Genomic DNA, 19,596 nt, shown 5'->3' with positions numbered 1-19,596 from the left:
CGGGCTTTTCAGTAAATATCGCAGCATCGCCCCCCGCATCAAATCACAGTCGCTGGGGGACTGTGATCTGAAGTGGAAGGACGGGAGGAAGGGGGAAGGACCTTCCTCCCGCAGATTTCGCTAGAAATTTTTCCGTAGCGAAATACCCCATTCGGCGCCGGGGGCTGGAACGCCCTTCATTTGCCAGTTCCCGGAGACGAAGTTTTTCTGGTAGAAATATTTCTCGTCAAAGACGTTGTATCCGATGACGGAGAATTCCCAGTCTTCGTCTTTGTCGACAAAGGTCAGGCGCAAATTGGCGACGCCATAGGCGTCCAGTTTGAGCATTTCCAGATTTCGTACATCAGGATACTGCTCGGACTGGTATGCATAGTCGCCATTCAATGTCAGCGTGCCATGTTCCTGCAAGATCGGCAGGGTGGCGTTGAAACCGAAATTGAATTGCCATTTTGGCGTGAAGCGCTGGGTTGAATCCAGCGTTGGCCCGTTGGTTGCGGCGAATTCCGCAGCAACACCAAGATCTTGATATTTGAAGTTGGTGTGGCTGGCGGAGCCATAGAAGTAGAAGCTGTCGCTGACGCTCGCTTCGACTTCCGACTCAACGCCCCAAATCCGCGCCTTGGCGGCGTTGGTGACAACCGAAACCGGGAAGGCTTCGCCTGAAACGATCGAGTCGATCCGGCCATTCAACTGGATGCCTTTATACTGGGCGTAATAACCAGTGTTGTTCCAGCGAATGCGGCCATCCAGGAATTCGCTGCGAATGCCGCCTTCGTAACTCGTCACTTCTTCCGGATCGAACGGCGTCACAGACTGCAGGTTCGCAGGACGCGGGTTAAAGCCGCCGCCACGGAAGCCGGTCGATACGTTGAAGTAGACCATATGCTCGTCATTGAGCTGATACTGAGCGCCAGCGCGCCAGTCAGTGCGGTCGTAAGACGTTTCCGCCGGCACATCGAGACCGCCGGGGAAGACGCCGCTTGGCGTGCCCGGAATATCGTTCTCAATGAAGCGGTAGACTTTGTCTTCCGATGTCCGGCGAATACCGCCGATCAGTGTCAGGGCGTCGGTCAGATCATATTCCATATGCAGGAAGCCAGCATAGTTCTGGTGCTCAGGAAAGCTGTTGACCTGAATAGCGAAGTTGAACGGCACCGCTTGAATCGTGCCGATATCGCGCTGCGTGGCGTCGTAGTAAAAGCCGCCAAGCGTCCAGTGCAGCCGTTGGTCAAGGGACTCACCGCTGATCCGGATTTCCTGGCTGAACTGCTCGTGCTTTTGCGTGTCGATAACGCCGTCTGTCGCCAGCGGCGAGCTGTCCGAGTCATAAGACCAGGTGCCGCCAATTTTTCGCCATGCGGAAATCGACTGAACAGCGATGCTGTCGCTAACCTGCCAGTCCATCGTAAGCGTGGCGTCTTTGGTGGCCAGCGTCGCTTGCGGTTCGAAGTCGAGACCATAGAACGGATCTTCGAAAGTCGAATAGCTGGTGTAGTTATCGGGCGGCAGGAAGCGCGTGTCATAGGGAACGCCATAAGCCGTTTCAAAGAATGGCACGCCAGGCATGCTCGGTTCTTCGTAGTTGGTGTATCCTGACGGATCCAGGAACAGCAATACGTCCGCCGCGCCGCCGGAATTGTCGTCAATGTAATTGCCTGAGAGGTTGGCTTCAAAATTGTCTGCCGGCGTCCAACGGAACTGCATGCGCGCGCCATGAACACGGCTATTGCCGAGCGTGCCGCGTTCGCAACTTTGCGCAGGCTGCTGGTTTTGAATCGAATATGGCGCCGATGTGTCGCCGACCAAATCCGGATTGGCGCAACCGAAGTCCAGAAGCTTGACTACACCGTCCTGGCTTTCAGAGAACGCGGAAACCCGCATTGCAAGTTCGTCAGAAATCGGCGCATCGAACGCGCCTTTGAAGCGCAAGAGATTGCGCGAGCCGGTTTCCGCAATCAGATAGCCGCTATTGTCGCCTTGCGGTTTTTTGGAAATCAGTTTGACCGCGCCGCCAATGGCGTTCTTGCCGTTCAGCGTGCCTTGCGGTCCGCGCAGGATTTCAGCCCGCTCAAGATCGACCAGTTGCAAGAGCAGACCAAATGACGGCCCGAGATAAACGTCGTCCAGATAGAAGGCGACGCCCGGCTCGATGTTGAAGTTGTAGTCGCTGGCGCCGACGCCGCGGATAAACGCGCCCATGGTTTTGCCGCCATAGGGGCCGGTGCTGCGGAAGTTCACGCTAGGCGCGATTTTCGCGAGGTCCTGCGTGTCGTTGATGCCTCTTTCAAGAAGGTCTTCGCCCGACACCGCCGTAATCGCGAGCGGGGTTTTTTGCAGGCTTTGCTCGCGGAACTGCGCGGTGACAACGATTTCATCTTGCGCATAGGAAACAGCCGGGAGCGCGACCACCGCACTCAATGCCGTCGCGGCCATCAGGCCGACTTTGCGCCGGCAGCTCGCCGCCGACCCTTTCTCAATCACTCTGTACTCACCCATTGTAGCCTCCCTTACTGGTTTTTTTGCCTAACCCCCGGGTTACAGGCATTTCAGTTTTTCAGTTGTCGTTAGTACCAGCGCGCATCACCTGGTACGTTGTGGCGACCTCGCGATATGTATTCATACAAAAGGTCGGCATCCTCTTGAGTTAGTTCGTCTCCGAAGTTCGGCATGCCGCGCGGAACCAGAGCGCCCTCAAGAAGAATCGATTGGAATGTTTCCTTGCCCAGCTCAGGCACGCGCGCGAGGTTCGGCAACATCGGCGTGCCGCCGCCCGTGCTGTGACAACCGGCGCATTTCAAATAGAGCCCCTTCGCCATTGCAGATTGCTCTTCCGACAGAGGCGGCAGCGTATCGTTTTGCGGCGGCGGCCCGAGCGGCGTGTCGCGTTTTTCAGGAAGCGGCACTTCTCCGCCGCCGAGTTTGAAAACAATCAAACGGCCGGTGTTTTCATAGTTGCGTATTGCCGCGTCAGTGCCGATCGACAACATGCCCGACCCACCATAGCCGGCATTCAGCGCAATATATTGAACGCCGTCGGCCATATAGGTGACCGGCGCCGCCATCGCGCTTGTGCCGATGAATGTGTGCAGCAAACGCTCGCCTGTCGCCGCATCATACGCGCTGAAATAACCGTCGCCCGAAGCCTGGAAAACAAGGTCGCTTGCAGTCGCCAACGTGCCGCTGTTCCAGGTGGTCGCGAGCGGGACCTTCCATTTCAATTCACGATTGGCCACGTCCCATGCTTTCAGGAACCCGCCCTTTTCGACTTCAGGTTCGCCTTCGGTCATGCGCGCCAGTTCGTCAGCCGGCACGCCAAGATCGTAAAAATAACGAAAGCCCGGCTTTGTGCTGTTCACCCACGGCACATCGAGCGCAGGGATATATGCAAGTCCGGTTTGCGGGCTGAACGACATGGACTGCCAGTCATGGGCGCCGTTCGGATTCGGATAGATCAAACGGTCTTCCTCATCGAAGAAGGCGTGTTTGGTCAGAACCGGACGGCCGGTCTCCATATCCACATGGCTGGCCCAGTTGGCCACGCCGTATTTGTCAGCCCCGAGCAATTCGCCGGTCTTGCGGTCGAGCAAATAGAAGAAACCGTTTTTCGGCGCCTGAAACAGCACCTCGCGCATGGCGCCGTCGACTTCCATGTCGGCGAGAATGATCGAATTGGTGGCGGTGTAATCCCAATTGTCTCCGGGCGTCGTCTGGTAATGCCAGGCAAGCTTGCCGGTATCGGCATCCACCGCGACGATGGAGGAAACATAGAGATTGTCGGTGCCGTCGCGCGGATGTTTCTTTTTCCAGGAACCGCCATTGCCGGTGCCGATATAAAGCAGGTTCAGCGCAGGATCGAACGCCATCGCGTCCCATGCGGTGCCGCCGCCCTTGCCTTTCCAGACCGGATCGCTCGGCCAGGTTTTCAGCGCAGCAGCCACATCTTCGTTTTCCGGCGCATCGTCTGGACCTTCCGGTACAATCCAGAAGCGCCATTCCTGCGCGCCGGTTTGCGCATTATATGCGGTTACATATCCGCGCACGCCGCGGTCGGCGCCGCTATTGCCAATGACGACGCGGCCTTTGATGACGCGCGGCGCACCGGTTAGCGTGTAAGGGCGGTTCGGATCTTCAATTGTATTGACGATCCAGACCGGCTTGCCGGTTTTGGCGTCAAGTGAAACCAGGCGGCCATCCAGCGTGCCGAAAAAGACCTTGCCGTCATGCACCGCAGCGCCGCGATTGACGACATCGCAACACAGCAGTCGCCCGATGCCGCGCGGAACTTTGGGGTCGTAACTCCAGAGTTTTTCACCGCTCACCGCGTCAAACGCAAAAACCCGGCTCCACGTTCCGGTGACATAGATGACGCCATCCTGAACGATAGGTGTCGCTTCAAGGCCGCGCGTCGATTCCATGTCGCCGGCCCATGCGAAGCCAAGTTCGGCGACATTCGACTTGTCGATCTGAGTCAGAGGTGAAAAACGTTTTTCAGAATAGTCGCCGCCAAGGACGCGCCATTCCGTGCCGTCGCCTTCAAGCGCAGCGGCCTCCGCCACCGGATCAACAACTGGCGCCTCGACGCTTTGTGCGCTTTCATCAGCGGCGGCAGATTCCGGCGCCGCCGCCTCACGGCCGCAACCAGCCGCAGCAAGCATAAGCGAGGCAAATCCCACACGAACAAACGTTGACCGAAAGAAATTCATATCCGTATTATTTCCTCGTGGTTCCAAAATTCCGCGCGTAGAAGTCAAAGGGGCTCCAACGACCAGCTCACGGTCTGGTCATCCTCGGACAATGTTGGTTTTGTGTTCGGCTTTGCGCTCGCCCGACTTACGGGTTCGAACGCTCGTTAAGTTCTATGATCTGGCCGTCAGGATCGACGACATAAATGCTTTTTCCGTGGGGCGAGACCAGCATCTCTGACACGAAGCGGATATTGGCTTTCTTCATCTTCTCAAGCAGCGCCGGTAAGTCGGTCACCATGTAAGCGTTGTAGCCTTTGCCGCGAAGATAGCCGGTCGGGTTCTTGTTCAAGGTCTCGTCAATCGGCACGCCTTGCACTTCCCAGAATTCAATCTGCGGAATGTGCGTGCCGTAGCTCGCGCCGCCCGGCATGGTGACCATTGCGTGCAGGAATGTGGCGCCCTCAAACCCCAAAAGCACATTCATGCGCTCATTCATCGGGGGATCTTCGCCAATATCCTGAATTTTCATAATCTGATCGAAGCCGAGAATATCCACGTAAAAATGCAGCGACTTCTCGATGTCTTTGGTGATCATGTGGGTGTGTTCGAGCCCATACACGCCGGCCTTGTTGGGCTTGATCGGAACCGGGCTGTCGGGCGACGGCACATTGTACCAGGCCTGCCCGGTCGGCTCGCCATATTCCAGCGGCGTCGGATAAAGCTCGGTGTCTACCGTCTCGCCTGCGAAGGCGCATCCCTGCGCCAGCATGGTAATCGCTATTCCGGCAGCCAAAGCACCAGTATTAGTTTTCGTGATAAACATAATCCCTCCCGTGACCCTCCTCTTCGGGAGGTGTCGTTTACTCGGAATTTCCGCAACGGGATCGTGAGTCAAAAAAAGTGCGCTGCGGTAGTTCTTTTCCAGCTCATTACGGCAACGTTTTCACAATCCAGAGATTATTGGAACGACCGCTTTGACTCTGACTGATATCGCGTTTCGTGATAATCAGCTCAGAATTTTTGAGCGCAGCCGGCGCAAGCCATTCCAAAAAGTGATGCTTGCACTCGGCCACACATGCTCAAGTTGTATTTTTATTCCTCGCCAAACGGCTTCGGAAACTGATCAAGCTCCACGATCTGCCCATCCGGGCCGATCGCGTAGATGCCAGAGATTTCATCGTTGATGAAAACCTGCTTCGAAACGAATTTAACGCCCGCCGCATCAAGCTTCTTGATCAAGCCAGCAAGATCCTTCACCCGGTAGGCGTTATATCCCTTGCCCTGCAGGTTCATGGCCGGATTGTTGTAGAGCGTCTTGTCGAGCGGGACGCCTGACACTTCCCAGATTTCAATACCCGGCACATGCTTGCCGTAAGAGGCGCCGCCCGGCATGGAGAGCATCGCCGTCTTGAAAGACGCTTTGCCGCCGAAGCCCAGCATTTCGTTCATCAGCGCATCGCGGCCGATATCGCGAACCGGCGAGCTAAGGTGGAAACCAAGCAGGTCGACATAGAATTCGATGACCTTGTCGATGTCGCCCGTAATGTAATGTGTGTGCTCCAGGCCATAAATGCCGACTTCATTAGTCTCCAGCGGCAGCGGATACTTCACTTCCGGCAAATTATAGGTTGCGGCGGGACGATCTTCGCGGCTCACCATCGGCTCTTCGCTTTGCTCTTCCGCTGCGCAGGCAGACGCCGCCAACAGAGCAATAGCCCCGGCAACGCCGGCCTTGAGACGCCCATTGCGCCCTGAAAAGAGTTGATCTGTATTCATGATTTTGGTCCTCCCTATTTGACCACCTTGTCGCCTGTCCATTTGCTTTATTATCGAACTGGCTTTTTGTTCACTTGAAGAGTCACACAAGGCTGCGCTAGGCGCTAGCTGACTTGGCGCACTCAACATCATCACAAAATATGATCTCTCGAGCACTTCCATCTCTCACCAACGGGCGACTCCCTCCAGGGAGCAACCGGGTGCAGCAAAAATGCACGCTTTTTTCGCGCTCTGCAAAAGCTAGCGGGTCTGGATTTGCTCAGATGCGCACATGGAGCTTGCCTTAGCGCGCGAGATTACAAAATATAATTTCTGTTATTAGAAATTGAAATGAACGTCTCGGAAAAAGACCTTGCGTAAAAAAAAATGTAAAATTCCAGCAGGGCGCCGTTTATCCGCCATCCGCCATCACGGCGGCGCCGAGCAACGCGGCGCCGTCGCTGATGATCATGCGCACCGGCACATCCTCAACATAATATCGCATCCGGCCCTTATCGAGAAAACGCTCGACAAAGGCGCTCTGCAAAAACAGGTCGCGGATTTTTGGCAGAATGCCCCCGCCCAGCACAACACCGCCGCGCGCCCCGGCGCCAAGCACCGCATCGCCGGCGACGCGGCCAAGCAATGCGCAAAACATATTCACCGCGCCCACCGCAACCGGGTCATCGGCGCTGATCGCCGCCGCCGTGATCTCGTTGGCCTGCAGCGAGCGGCAGTTTACGCCCTCAATTTCACACAAAGCCCGGTACAGATTGACAATACCCATGCCGGACAAAATTCGCTCGACCGAAACACGCGGATGATCGCGCAGGATAAAGCGCATCAGCGCAATTTCTTCTTCTGACCGCGGCGCAAAGGCGACATGGCCGCCTTCGGTCGGAACGACGCGAACGCGATCGCCGAAAGGCACGATCAATGCCTGTCCGAGGCCGGTGCCCGGCCCCATGACCAGGACCGGCGCCTTAGGATCGCCCGCGCCGGTTTTGACCGGCAGGAAGTCGTCATTTCGCAAGCAGCGCACGCCGGTCGCCAAGGCTTCAAAATCGTTGACCACGCGAAATCGCTTGAAGGCGAATTTGCTTTTGAACTGGTCGATATTGAGGACCCAGGGCGAATTGGTGAATTCCACCTGTTCATCGGTGACAGGCCCGGCGACAGCGAAGCACGCAGCCTGAGGCCACGCGTCGATTGAACCGAGATAAGCGCCGGCGGCTTCATGAATGCAGTTGAAGTCTTCCGCGCGGAATTTCCGCACCTCTTCAACCACAACATCGCCACCCGCAGATCGCGCCAAACCAAAACGGGCGTTGGTTCCGCCAATGTCTGCAACGAGACAAGCCTCAGACATCCGCAGCCACCCGTTCCGAAAGATCAAAGGTCATCGCGCCTTGCTCGGCGCCGGAAACAAGCCCGCGCATGCCAGCGAACAACTCTCGGCCCGATCCCCACCGGTCTGCTGAAATATCGGGCGGTCTTGTTTCCCGCGCCGCCAGAGTTTCAGCATCAATCATGACTTCAAGACGTCCCGCTACCGCATCCAGGCGAATGATATCGCCATCTTGAATTTTGCCAACCACACCGCCGTCAAGCGCCTCCGGCGTCAGATGTATCGCGGCGGGAACTTTTCCGCTCGCGCCCGACATGCGTCCGTCTGTGACCAATGCAACTTTAAAGCCTTTATCCTGAAGCACGCCGAGCGGCGGCGTCAGCCGGTGCAGTTCCGGCATGCCAATGGCTTTCGGTCCCTGAAACGGCACGACCGCAATGAAATCCCGATTGAGCTCACCCGCCTTGAAGCGGTCCAGCAATTCCTGTTGCGAGTGGAAAATGATCGCCGGCGCCTCGATAATGTGACGATCCGGCTTTACCGCAGAGACCTTGATCACCGCCCGGCCGATATTGCCGTCAAGCACGGCGAGCCCGCCCGATTTCGAGACCGGGTTCGAGGCCGGCCGCAATACAGCGTCATCGCCTGATTGCGCAGGCGGCGCGCGCCAAGAGAGCGCGCCATCATCGAGATAGGCTTCCCTTGCGTAATGCGACAGCCCCTCGCCCATGGCGGTCATCACGTCTTCATGCGCCAACCCGGCATCAATCAGTTCGCGAATGACGAAGCCGAGCCCGCCAGCCGCATGGAAATGATTCACATCCGCTGATCCGTTTGGATAAATCCGCGACAATAACGGCGTGACGTCCGAAAGCGCGGCGAAGTCGGTCCAGTCGATCAAAATCCCGGCCGCGCGCGCCATGGCGACGAGATGAATAGTGTGATTGGTCGACCCCCCGGTTGCATGCAGGCCGACAATGGCGTTGACGATGGCGCGCTCATCAATGATGTCGCAGAACGGAATATACTCATCGCCCAATGCCGTCGTCGATGCAGCGCGCAACGCCGTTTCTTTCACCATGGCGTCACGCAATGGTGTGCCGGGATTGACGAAAGCGGAGCCGGGAATGTGCAAGCCCATTATTTCCATCAGCATCTGATTGGAATTGGCAGTGCCGTAAAAGGTACAGGTGCCGGCGGAATGATAGCTTTCACTTTCCGCTTTCAGCAATTCGTCGCGACCAACCTTGCCTTCCGCATAAAGCTGGCGCACCCGCGCTTTTTCATCATTGGAAATGCCCGACGTCATCGGGCCCGCGGGAAGAAAAATCACCGGCAGATGCCCGAACCGCGCGGCGCCAATGAACAGCCCCGGCACAATCTTGTCGCAAACCCCCAGCATCAAAGCGCCGTCAAAGACATTGTGAGACAAAGACACCGCTGTCGACATGGCGATCACGTCGCGCGAGAACAGCGACAAATCCATGCCCGCTTGCCCCTGCGTGACGCCATCGCACATAGCGGGCACGCCGCCGGCGATTTGCGCCGTCGCGCCGGCTTCTTCCAGCACCGCTTTGATGATGTCCGGATACGCGCCAAGCGGCTGATGCGCCGACAGCATGTCATTATAAGCCGTAACGATTGCGATATTGGCGCCGCCGCCTTTTGCGAGCGCGCGTTTCGTCTCCGGCGAACAGGCCGCCGCCGCATGGGCGAGATTGCCGCAAGAGACGTGAGAACGATGTGGGCCTTGCGACGCCGCCGCGCGCATCTGCTTGAGATAGGCGTCGCGCGAATGCCGGCTGCGCTCGCGCACGCGATCAGTCACCCGCGCCAATGTCTCATTCAGTTTCGTCACGTCAACTCCTTCACGGCGCCCAACACGCCAGCATATCGGGCCGCGCGCGCATAATCGCGCGCACCGGCATGTCTTCGACTGATCCGTCTTCAGCCGCTTGTTGAAATACGGCGCGCTTTTCCGCCCCCGTCATCAACAGGCAGATGAACGCCGCCTCCCCCACTGCGCCGAGGGTCAGGGTCATGCGCTCTAGATGGTTTCCCGTCACGGCGCTTTTTTCCGCGGTCACCGCCGCAAGCGGCGGCCCGTTCGCAGCCAGCGCTCTATCAAGCCCCTTCGCATGCGGAAACCATGACGCCGTGTGACCATCGGCCCCCATGCCGAGCACAACCGCATCGCATGAACTGGCCGCTGCGCCATAGCGCGACGCAGCATCATCAAGCCCTGCCGCCGCCGAAGGCGCATCCGACCACATGCCGATGATTTTCACATCAACCGCGTTGTCGTGCTGAAGACAATCGCGAATGAAGCTTTCATTCGACCCTTCTTCGCCGGGCGCAACCCATCGCTCGTCAACAAGCAGAACCGTCACCCGTGACCAATCAAGATCACGACCGGAAAGCTCCCCATAGAGATCAGCAGGCGTCGACCCGCCAGAAAGGGCGATCACCGCTTCTCCGCGCTGGTCAATCGCACGCGAAAGCCGCGCCGCAATTTCATCCGCCAGCAGCCGCGCCATCGCTTCGCGCGAAGGAAATTCGGTGATGTTGACCTCAGACTCCATCGCACCACTCGCGTCCATCGCGATCGAGCATCATCGCCGCCTGCACCGGACCATCCGTACCCGCCGCATAAGGGTGCGCCGGCGTTTTGTCTGCCTCCCACGCCGCAAGAATGCCATCGACCCAGCGCCAGGCGGATTCCACTTCATCGCGGCGCATGAACAACGCCAGATCGCCGCGCACCACCGCCATCAACAAGCGCTCATAGGCATCGGGATAGCGCGCCTCGAAGGCATCCGCATAGGAAAGGTTCAAAGGCACATAGCGCAGCCGCATGCCGCCCGGCCCCGGATCCTTTGTCACCAACAGCAACCGCACACCCTCATCCGGCTGCAGGCGGATCACCATGCGCGTCGGCGGCGGCGGCCCGCCATCATTGATCAACGAATGGGCCACATCCTTGAACTGAATGATGATCTCCGATCGGCGCTCGCGCATACGCTTACCGGTGCGCAAATAGATCGGCGCGCCCTTCCAGCGCCAATTGTCGATATTCGCCTTGATCGCAACGAAAGTTTCCGTGTCGCTCGCCGCGCCCAATTCCTCGACATAGCTCGGCGCCACGCCTTCATCGGCGGCGCCTTTGCCATATTGGCCGCGCACGGTAGTCTGACGCACATTCTCGCGAGTAATCGGGCGCAGCGCGCGCAGCACTTTGATCTTTTCATCGCGCACCGTGTCAGGGGAAAGATCGAGCGGCGGCTCCATCGCCACAAGACACAAAAGTTGCAGCAAATGGTTCTGCACCATATCGCGCAGCGCGCCCGCCTTGTCGTAATAGCTCGCCCGCCCGCCGGCGCCGATCGATTCCGCCACGGTGATTTCAATATGATCGATCGCGTTGGCGTTCCACACCGGCTCAAACAAGGAATTCATGAAGCGCAGAACGATGAGGTTTTGCACCGTTTCCTTGCCCAGATAGTGATCGATCCGGAAGATCGCGTCTTCTTCGAACACCGCGCCCACCGCTTCATTGATCATGTGAGCGCTGGCCAGATCGGTTCCTATTGGCTTTTCAAGGACAATGCGCGCGCCGGGCGACTTCAATCCGGCCGCCGCAATATTGGCGCTGACCGCACCATAGAGCCCCGGCGCGAGCGCGAGATAAAACACCCGTTGCTTGTCTTCACGGTCCGCCAAAATGTCTTTGAGCGCCGCCCAGCCGCCGCCTTCCTTCACCGCGTCCAGCGCCACGTAGTGAAGCTGGCGCGCAAACGCCTCCCACTCTTCTTCGTCGAGCGATTCTTTTGGATTGAATTTGCGAAAGCTTTCCATCGCCAGCAGGCGGAACGCATCTTCACTCATCTCCGTCCGCGAGACGCCGATGATTTTTGACTCCGCCGGTATCTGCTCATCTCTCCAGCGGTGAAACAATGACGGGATCAGCTTGCGCAGCGAAAGATCCCCCGCCGCCCCGAAAACGACAAGGTCAAAAGCGGTGACCGGAACAAATTGCGAGCCAGAGGGCGTAGTGTTCAACGACATTTCTTTTCTTCTTCAAACGGCTTCATGAGAAAGGCGATCGCGCAATGCTCATTCATGCCGGGCGTGCATTTAGTCCCGAAGCCCATGGAGCTATTGGCGATCATAAAGAAACCCGCCCAATGATGGTCAGCGTAGACGCGTTATGCTGCATTGCAAAATCGATAGTGTTTTCAATTCAGAAATAACGAATGCGCGCTGCCGGTCAGGCCAGCTTTCCCTTGTAAAAGCGACTATGTTAGCCCTAACATAATTCCGACGCCCGGCCTAGACGTTCGCCCCTTCAATGTGGGAAAGCTTGGGAAAACAAAGGCGAAAAACCATGACGACATTGTCCCTGCATCCGGACAGGCTGTTCCCGGCAGGCGAAACCGAACGCGCGATCGCCCGGCGCTTGTTTTCACAGGTTGAACACCTGCCGATTATCAGCCCCCATGGCCACACAGACCCCGCTTGGTTTTCCGGCAATGAAAGCTTCACTGATCCGGCGTCGCTCTTGATCATCCCGGATCATTACATCTTCCGGATGCTTTATTCGCAGGGCATTCCCCTCGAATCATTCGGCATCCCGTCGCGAGACGGCGCCGCCGTTGAAGATGATCCCCGCAAGATCTGGCGGCTCTTCACTGAGAATTATTATTTATTCCGCGGCGCCCCCTCACGCATGTGGATGGACTGGGTGCTGTCCGCCGTGTTCGGCGTTGCCGAAGCGCTCAACGCAAATTCTGCGGACAGAATTTTCGATCGCATTATGGACTGCCTTCCAAAAGATGAGTTTCGCCCGCGCGCCTTGTTTGATCAATTCAATATCGAGTTGCTGGCGACCACGGAAAGCCCGCTCGACCCGCTCGACCACCATCGCACCATCCGCGACAGCGGTTGGAATGGACGCGTCATCACAGCCTATCGGCCTGACCCGGTCGTCGATCCTGAATTTGAAGGTTTCGCCGACAACATCGCAGCGCTTGGCGAGATTACCGGCGAAAACACGCAGAGCTGGCCGGGCTATCTCGCCGCCCATCGCAATCGCCGCGCCTTTTTCAAATCCATGGGCGCCACCTCAACCGACCATGGCCACCCGAGCGCGCGAACGGAAAATCTCAGCGCAAGCGACGCCGCCGCGCTCTATGCGAAGATTTTGTCAAAGACGTTCAACGCTGACGACGCGGAACGCTTTCGCGGGCAAGTGCTGACGGAAATGGCGCGCATGAGCCTTGATGACGGGTTGGTGATGCAGATCCATCCCGGTTGCTTCAGAAACCACAGCGCTGTGCTTTATCATCGGTTCGGGCGCGACAAGGGCGCGGACATTCCGATGCGCACGGATTATGTGCATGCATTGAAACCACTTCTGGATGAAGTCGGACACGAGCCGGGCTTAACGATCATCCTCTTCACACTTGACGAAACGAGCTATGCGCGCGAGCTGGCGCCCTTGGCGGGCGTTTATCCGGCGTTGCGGCTCGGCCCCGCCTGGTGGTTCCATGACAGCCCCGAAGGCATGCGCCGCTTCCGCGAACAGGCGATGGAAACGGCGGGTTTTTATAATACCGTCGGATTTAATGACGACACGCGCGCCTTCCTGTCGATACCGGCCCGCCATGATGTAGCCCGGCGGATGGATTGCAGCGCGCTTGCGCGTCTCGTCGCCGATCACCGCCTCGATGAAGATGAAGCAGGCGAGCTTGCGGTCGACCTCGCCTATACGCTTGCAAAGAAAGCTTACAAGCTTTGACGCTGGACCATGAAACTGCACCGCGCCTGTCCGGCGCGACGCTGCCGCTGCTGAATGGAGCAGTGAAGCAACCGGCGCGGGATCGCAACCAAGTCGCTGTCGGCCAGGTTCATCTTGGCGTCGGCGCGTTTTTCAAAGCGCATCTGGCGCAATATACCCAGGCCGCAATTGAAGATGCGGGCGGCGATTGGAGCATACGCGGCGTCAGCCTGCGCAGTCCGGATGCGCGCGATATACTGGCGCCCCAGAACAATCTGTTCACCGTGACGCAAAAAGACGGCGCAGGCGCGCAGACCACGCTGGTCACAGCGCTCAGGGAGGTGCTGGCGGCGCCGGAAAACCCCGCCGCGGTGATCAACGCGATTGCAGATCCGGCGATCCACATTGTCACTGCGACAATTACGGAAAAAGGATATTGCCTGGCCCCCGCCTCGTCTGGATTGAATTTCGACCATCCCGACATCATTCACGATCTGGCGAATCCAAATGGGCCGCGAACAGCGATTGGCCTGCTTGCGGCGGCGCTGACACGCCGCATCAAAGCGCGCGCGCCGATCACCGTGATCAGCTGCGATAATTTGCCGGGCAATGGGACGCTGTTTCACAACGCCGTCAGGGACTTCATCGCGGAAACCGCCCCTGACGCTGCAACGGCGCTCGACGAATTTGTTCGCTTTCCCGCCACAATGGTCGACCGGATTACGCCTGCGACAACGGATGCGGACAGGCTCGAAGTCTGCGGCCGGATTGGCCTTTATGACGAAGCCGCCGTTATGACTGAGCCCTTCACCCAATGGGTGATAGAAGACGACTTCGCCGGACTAAGACCCAGTTGGGAAAGCGCCGGCGCGCTCCTTGTCGATGATGTCGCGCCCTATGAAATGGCCAAGCTCCGGCTGTTGAATGGCGCTCATTCGGCAATCGCCTATCTGGGTTATTTGATGGGATGTGAATTCGTTTCAGACGCGATGAAAACGGATCTCGCGACATTCATCCGCGCCATGCAGGAAAGCGAAATTGCGCCGACCGTCCCGGCCCCGCAGGACTTGCCGCTCGCTCCTTATATCGCTGAATTGCTGGAGCGGTTCCGCAATCCCGCCTTGCGTCATCGCACCTGGCAGATCGCCATGGATGGATCGCAAAAACTGCCGCAGCGACTGGTCGAAACGGTGCGCGCACAACTCTGCCGCAACGGACCGCTGCAGCGCTTGTCGCTCGCGATCGCCGCCTGGACTCAATATGTATCGGGGATCGACGAGCAAGGCGGCGCCATTGACGTTCGCGACCCGATGGCGGCGCAACTAAAGGCCATCGGCGCGCAAGCAGGCGATCACCCGGCAGATCGCGCCAGAGCCTTTTTGAGCATTCGGGAAATTTTCGGAACGGACCTCTCCGATTCCGCGCGCTTTACCGCGGCGCTCGCAGACTCGATCGCACTGCTGCGCAAGCATGGAGCGGCGCACGCCATAAAAAAATCAATCTGGAGGAAACGCGATGAACATGCTTTCAAGACCAGCGCGACGCCAATTCGCAATCTTATCCGCGCTGGCGGCGCTTGTATTTTCCGCGCCGCTTGCACATGCCGCTGAGCCGCTGCTCAGTCCGGTATTCACAGATCACATGGTGTTGCAGCGTGACGCGCCCATAGAGGTATGGGGCGTCGCGGCGCCGGGCGAGCGCATCACGCTGAAGCTGGGCCGGCGCTCAAAATCTGCAGAGGCGGATGCAAATGGCGACTGGCGGACAAGCTTTCCCGCGATGAAGAAAGGCGGGCCTTATTCATTGACCGCAAGCAGCGCAGGAGACGCATCACAGACTATTTCCGACATCCTGATTGGCGATGTCTTTTTATGTTCAGGCCAGTCCAATATGGAGTTCCCCGTATCGCGGACCCTAAACGCCGTGCGTGAGGTCGCCGCTGCGGCGAATGCAAATATAAGACTTCTGCATATTGACCATGCCAGCGCGGTCACACCCAAACGCGCCTTTACAGATCCGCCGACATGGGAAATTGCAAGCCCTGACAGCGCCGCCGAGTTTTCGGCGCTTTGTTTTTACTTCGCCCAGAACATCATCGCGGACGCCAAGGCGCCCATCGGCCTTATCGATTCTTCTTGGGGCGGCTCCAGAATCGAAGCCTGGATGAGCGCGCAATCACTCGCCGCCATGCCGGAATTTCAGAACCGGCTCTCCCTGCTTGAACAATATGCAAGCGATCCGGTCGGCGCCGGGCGGCGCTATGCAGCGCTGTGGACCGAGTGGTGGAGAGATGCGGCGGACTCGCCCGCTCTGCCATGGGAGGATGGCGCGCCATCGACGAAATGGAAGAACGCGCCCGCAGAAAAGATCGACTGGAAGGAATGGGGCGACGCGGACCTCGTTGACCATAATGGCATGGTCTGGTTTCATACGCAGTTTGTGTTGAGTGAAGAGCAAGCCGCGCAACCGGCGACGCTATCGCTTGGCGGCATCGACGAAATCGACATGAGCTGGATTAATGGAGAGTTTGTCGGCGGCATGTTCGGGTGGGGCGATGCGCGGCGTTATTCCGTGTCTACAGAAGAGCTGCGCCCCGGCAAGAATGACCTCTATGTCAATGTTTTCAGCTCCTGGGGCGCCGGCGGCATGTATGGTCCGGACGAAGACATGGCGCTGCGATTTGCTGACGGCTCTTCGGTTTCTATCGACAAAGGCTGGCGCTATCAGGTGATCCCGGCCGCCATCGGCGCGCCGCCGCAGGCGCCATGGCAATCGATCAGTGGGCTGACGGGTCTTTACAATGCGATGATTGCCCCGCTTGAAGGGCTCAGCTTTTCCGGCGCTCTTTGGTATCAGGGCGAGTCCAATACGGGCCGTGCTGAAGCCTATGAAGGCTTGCTGCGCGCGATGATCGCAGATTGGCGCGAAAAATTTGGCGAGCGCCTTCCGTTTATCGTCGTGCAATTACCGGACTTTGGCGCCCTACCTGTCACGCCCGCCGATACCGGATGGGCGCGCTTGCGGGACGGCCAGCGCCGCGTCACCGAATCGGATCCGAGGACAGGTCTGGTCGTCGCGATAGATTTGGGCGATCCCAGCGATATTCACCCGCCCAACAAACGCGTTGTCGCGGCGCGCGCCGCCGCGCTCGCCCGCGATCTCATCTATGGCGTTGGCGATGCTGGCGATTCTCCCTCGCCGATGCGCGCTTATAAAGAAAACGGCGCAGTCATCGTTGAGTTTTCAAATCTGACTGACGAGGCGCAAACAGTCAGCGCGGCAAGCCCGATAGCCTTTGAACTTTGCGACGCTGCGGGCCAGTGCCGCTTTGTCGGGGCAGAGGTCGCGGTAACGCGCGTCACACTGACAACGCCCGCAGGCGCCGCCCCAACGCATGTGCGTTATTGCTGGGGCGATGCGCCGATTTGCAACTGGTATGACCAGCATGGCGCGCCCATCACGCCATTCGAATTGGCTATCGAGTAGCGGGTTAATCGCTGACGGCGCCGCAATCCTTGGCGCCGTTGGCGTCCTGGGCGAGATGAATATCCGCCACCGCGATGATCGCCGCGCCATCGGTCTCCAGAACGAAGGGCGCCGACAATGCTGACATATCTGCGCCAGCATCGGCGAAACAGCTAAGCGAAATTCGCATGCGCCGCCAACCCGCGCCTGTTTCACTGCGCAACGTGTCCCCGGCTTCGATAAAGCCGCCGCAAGCATCGCCAGCTGCGCATGTCGCGCCGATCCGAACTTCGCCATCCGCCAGCGCCTTGACGTTGAATGCAAAGGAAAGCTCGAGCTGGCCCACCGTCTCCCGCGAAACATCTATCGCCTCCGCGCTCGACAAGGCCGTAGCGCCGCCGCCTTCACCAAAGGTCAGTTCGATGGCGTCTTCCTGCGCACGGTGATCAACGCGGCGAACAGAAACCGCGCCTTCCCCGGTCGATAATTCGATCCCCGGCGCAAACTCGCCAGAGGCAAAATACACGCCGGGTTTGCCGCGCTCATCGGCCCCAAGCCCGGAATCTTCGGACAATTCCGGCAAGTCGCCCTCATCCGCATAGGACAAGCCATAGCCAAGGGCAAAAAGCGGGTCATACCCGTCTTCGCCTTTGTTGAGCGGCGTCTGAACGGCGCTTTTCGGCCAGGAATAGGAAATTTTGCCGGTAAAGTCGTTTGCAATGGCGCCGTCATTCTGTCTGAAGAGCAAATCAGCGACGCCGCCCCCTTCGCTGCCCGGCAACCAGGCCGCGACAAACGCATCCGAGGCGTTCAATTCCCGGTTCACCCATAAAGGCCGGCCGGAAAGGAATACGGCTACTATTTTTACGCCGTCCGCCCGCAGCTTTTGCATGGTTTCAAGCGCTTGTCCGGACGGATCGTCAAACGCGACATTGTCCAGATCGCCCTGAAACTCTGCATAGGGATTTTCACCAAAGACGACGATGGCGACATCCGGCTTCTCGCTATAGTCGCCATTGGCGCTTAACGTGACTTGTCCGCCGCCTTCTTCGACGGCGGATTTAACGCCCTGAAAAATGGATTCGCCATGCGGGAAAAGCGAATTGGCGAGGCCGCCGCCCTGCCAGGTAAGCGTCCAGCCGCCAGCCTGTTTGGAAATATCATCTGCGCCGTCGCCCGCCACCAATATGTTCAGGTCGCGGCGCAGCGGCAATGTTCCGCCATTGTTTTTCAAAAGGACGAGCGATTTGCGAACCGCCTCGCGCGCAAGCGCTTTGTGCTCCGGCGCGCTCAACAGTGACGCATCGCCAGCATGCGCCCGATCCGACGGGCGGCCCTGATCGAAGGCGCCAAAGTGAAATTTCGCGCGCAATATGCGACGAACCGCATCATCAAGCCGCGCAGGCGATATCTCACCCGATTGCGCCTGCTTTAAGGTGTTTTCGTAAAGCCCTTTCCAACTGTCCGGCGCCATGAACATGTCGAGCCCGGCATTGATCGCCGCGGGACAATCCTCATTGGTGCAACCTGCAATTTTACCGTGACCATTCCAGTCGCCGACAACAAAACCCTCAAATCCCATTCGGTCTTTGAGCACATCGGTCAGCAGATATTTGTGACCGTGAAGCGCTTCACCATGCCAGCTCGAAAAGGACGCCATGACCGACATGGCGCCGGCGCGTATCGCTGGCGGATATCCAGCGCCGTGAATCCGCGCGAGATCCGCTTCGCTCGCCGTCGCGTCGCCCTGATCGCGGCCGCCTTCCGTGCCGCCATCGCCAAGATAATGTTTGGCGGTTGAGATAACCCGGTTCGGCCCCATGAAATCGTCGCCGCCAAGTTCGCCTTGCAGGCCTCTGACGATTTCGCCCGAATAGGCCGTCACAATCGCCGGGTCTTCGCTAAACCCCTCATAGGTGCGCCCCCAACGATCATCCTGCGGAACCGCAACCGTCGGCGCGAAGGTCCAGTCGTGACCGGTGACGCGCAATTCTTTCGCCGTCGCTTCGGCGATGCGCCCAACCAGCGCCGGATCATTTGCGGCGCCCAGGCCGATATTGTGCGGAAAGACCGTGCCGCCAATGACATTTGTGTGGCCGTGCACTGCATCAATGCCAAGAATGATCGGGATCGCTGTTTCAACGCCGTCGGGATCAACCGATGCATCATAAAAGGCGTCCGCCATGGCGAGCCATTCTTCGGCGGTCGCATAGGCTTCATCGCCCGGCGCGGAATTGCCGCCGCTCAAGACGGAACCGAGGCGATATTTTTTGACCTCTTCCGGTGTAACCGCAGTGTTGTCGGCCTGAATGATCTGCCCGACTTTCTGTTCTATCGTCATGCCCGCAATGATCGCGTCGATGCGCGCTTCAATCTCCGGATCGACAAGGCCGGGCGCTTTAATCGATGGCCACTGCGTCACGTCATGTTTTTCAGAGGCGGGCACAACGGAGTCGGTCTGCGAGTCGCTTCCTTTGTCAGCGCAACCGGCCATCGCAACAAGCCCTGTCGCCGCCGCCCCCAGCAGCGCAACGCGCAATTGATTCCTCTTCCTCATGACCTAAACC

General features: G+C 58.4%; 12 protein-coding genes. 3 read left to right on the top strand and 9 right to left on the bottom strand.

Annotated features, from left to right (window positions below; genetic code table 11):
* Positions 1 to 120 precede the first annotated feature (120 nt).
* The 8 genes from AC0L8G_RS06100 to zwf all read right to left on the bottom strand — a co-directional run bounded on the left by AC0L8G_RS06100 (position 121) and on the right by zwf (position 11,853).
* Positions 121 to 2,496, bottom strand: a complete 2,376-nt coding sequence (locus tag AC0L8G_RS06100; protein ID WP_473387676.1) for a TonB-dependent receptor — start codon at positions 2,494 to 2,496, stop codon at positions 121 to 123.
* Between the two features lie 68 nt (positions 2,497 to 2,564).
* Complete coding sequence (locus AC0L8G_RS06095; RefSeq protein ID WP_473387675.1) at positions 2,565 to 4,655, bottom strand: PQQ-dependent dehydrogenase, methanol/ethanol family; 2,091 nt, start codon at positions 4,653 to 4,655, stop codon at positions 2,565 to 2,567.
* Positions 4,656 to 4,830: 175 nt separating this feature from the next.
* Entirely contained in the window at positions 4,831 to 5,508 is a 678-nt protein-coding gene (locus tag AC0L8G_RS06090; protein WP_473387673.1) for a VOC family protein, read from the bottom strand.
* A gap of 269 nt (positions 5,509 to 5,777) precedes the next feature.
* Positions 5,778 to 6,461 (bottom strand): VOC family protein, encoded by a 684-nt coding sequence (locus AC0L8G_RS06085; protein WP_473387672.1) that lies wholly within the window; start codon positions 6,459 to 6,461, stop codon positions 5,778 to 5,780.
* Between the two features lie 391 nt (positions 6,462 to 6,852).
* Positions 6,853 to 7,809, bottom strand: coding sequence for a glucokinase (gene glk, locus AC0L8G_RS06080; RefSeq protein ID WP_473387670.1), 957 nt, complete (start codon positions 7,807 to 7,809; stop codon positions 6,853 to 6,855).
* The gene (gene edd, locus AC0L8G_RS06075) at positions 7,802 to 9,646 is read right to left on the bottom strand and encodes a phosphogluconate dehydratase (protein WP_473387669.1); all 1,845 of its coding nucleotides are present in this window, start codon (positions 9,644 to 9,646) and stop codon (positions 7,802 to 7,804) included. The genes glk and edd overlap by 8 nt, the downstream gene beginning before the upstream one ends.
* Positions 9,647 to 9,656: 10 nt before the next feature.
* Positions 9,657 to 10,370, bottom strand: a complete 714-nt coding sequence (pgl, locus tag AC0L8G_RS06070; protein ID WP_473387667.1) for a 6-phosphogluconolactonase — start codon at positions 10,368 to 10,370, stop codon at positions 9,657 to 9,659.
* On the bottom strand, positions 10,360 to 11,853 hold the full coding sequence (zwf, locus tag AC0L8G_RS06065; RefSeq protein ID WP_473387666.1) for a glucose-6-phosphate dehydrogenase: 1,494 nt from the start codon (positions 11,851 to 11,853) through the stop codon (positions 10,360 to 10,362). Before zwf ends, pgl begins: the two co-directional genes overlap by 11 nt.
* A gap of 319 nt (positions 11,854 to 12,172) precedes the next feature.
* Between zwf and uxaC the strand changes: the two genes are divergently transcribed.
* The 3 genes from uxaC to AC0L8G_RS06050 are packed head-to-tail and all read left to right on the top strand — an operon-like array spanning position 12,173 to position 17,050.
* On the top strand, positions 12,173 to 13,585 hold the full coding sequence (gene uxaC / locus AC0L8G_RS06060; RefSeq protein WP_473387664.1) for a glucuronate isomerase: 1,413 nt from the start codon (positions 12,173 to 12,175) through the stop codon (positions 13,583 to 13,585).
* Positions 13,582 to 15,174, top strand: coding sequence for a mannitol dehydrogenase family protein (locus AC0L8G_RS06055; RefSeq protein ID WP_473387662.1), 1,593 nt, complete (start codon positions 13,582 to 13,584; stop codon positions 15,172 to 15,174). Before uxaC ends, AC0L8G_RS06055 begins: the two co-directional genes overlap by 4 nt.
* Entirely contained in the window at positions 15,080 to 17,050 is a 1,971-nt protein-coding gene (locus AC0L8G_RS06050; RefSeq protein ID WP_473387660.1) for a sialate O-acetylesterase, read from the top strand. The genes AC0L8G_RS06055 and AC0L8G_RS06050 overlap by 95 nt, the downstream gene beginning before the upstream one ends.
* A gap of 4 nt (positions 17,051 to 17,054) precedes the next feature.
* On the opposite strand, the gene AC0L8G_RS06045 is transcribed toward AC0L8G_RS06050, so the two are convergent.
* Positions 17,055 to 19,586 carry a glycoside hydrolase family 3 protein gene (locus AC0L8G_RS06045; RefSeq protein WP_473387659.1) on the bottom strand — a complete coding sequence of 844 codons (2,532 nt, stop codon included), beginning with the start codon at positions 19,584 to 19,586 and terminating at the stop codon, positions 17,055 to 17,057.
* Positions 19,587 to 19,596 lie beyond the last annotated feature (10 nt).

It is taken from the genome of Hyphococcus sp. D3-15 (assembly GCF_055809375.1).
This window is presented reverse-complemented; position numbering and strand designations above follow the sequence as displayed.

Excerpts from the sequence above, each read along its gene's own strand:
- AC0L8G_RS06100 (WP_473387676.1), bottom strand. The coding sequence starts at position 2,496 with ATGGGTGAGTACAGAGTGATTGAGAAAGGGTCGGCGGCGAGCTGCCGG.
- AC0L8G_RS06095 (WP_473387675.1), bottom strand. The coding sequence starts at position 4,655 with ATGCTTGCTGCGGCTGGTTGCGGCCGTGAGGCGGCGGCGCCGGAATCT.
- AC0L8G_RS06090 (WP_473387673.1), bottom strand. The coding sequence starts at position 5,508 with ATGTTTATCACGAAAACTAATACTGGTGCTTTGGCTGCCGGAATAGCG.
- AC0L8G_RS06085 (WP_473387672.1), bottom strand. The coding sequence starts at position 6,461 with ATGAATACAGATCAACTCTTTTCAGGGCGCAATGGGCGTCTCAAGGCC.
- glk (WP_473387670.1), bottom strand. The coding sequence starts at position 7,809 with ATGTCTGAGGCTTGTCTCGTTGCAGACATTGGCGGAACCAACGCCCGT.
- pgl (WP_473387667.1), bottom strand. The coding sequence starts at position 10,370 with ATGGAGTCTGAGGTCAACATCACCGAATTTCCTTCGCGCGAAGCGATG.
- zwf (WP_473387666.1), bottom strand. The coding sequence starts at position 11,853 with ATGTCGTTGAACACTACGCCCTCTGGCTCGCAATTTGTTCCGGTCACC.
- uxaC (WP_473387664.1), top strand. The coding sequence starts at position 12,173 with ATGACGACATTGTCCCTGCATCCGGACAGGCTGTTCCCGGCAGGCGAA.
- AC0L8G_RS06050 (WP_473387660.1), top strand. The coding sequence starts at position 15,080 with ATGAACATGCTTTCAAGACCAGCGCGACGCCAATTCGCAATCTTATCC.
- AC0L8G_RS06045 (WP_473387659.1), bottom strand. The coding sequence starts at position 19,586 with ATGAGGAAGAGGAATCAATTGCGCGTTGCGCTGCTGGGGGCGGCGGCG.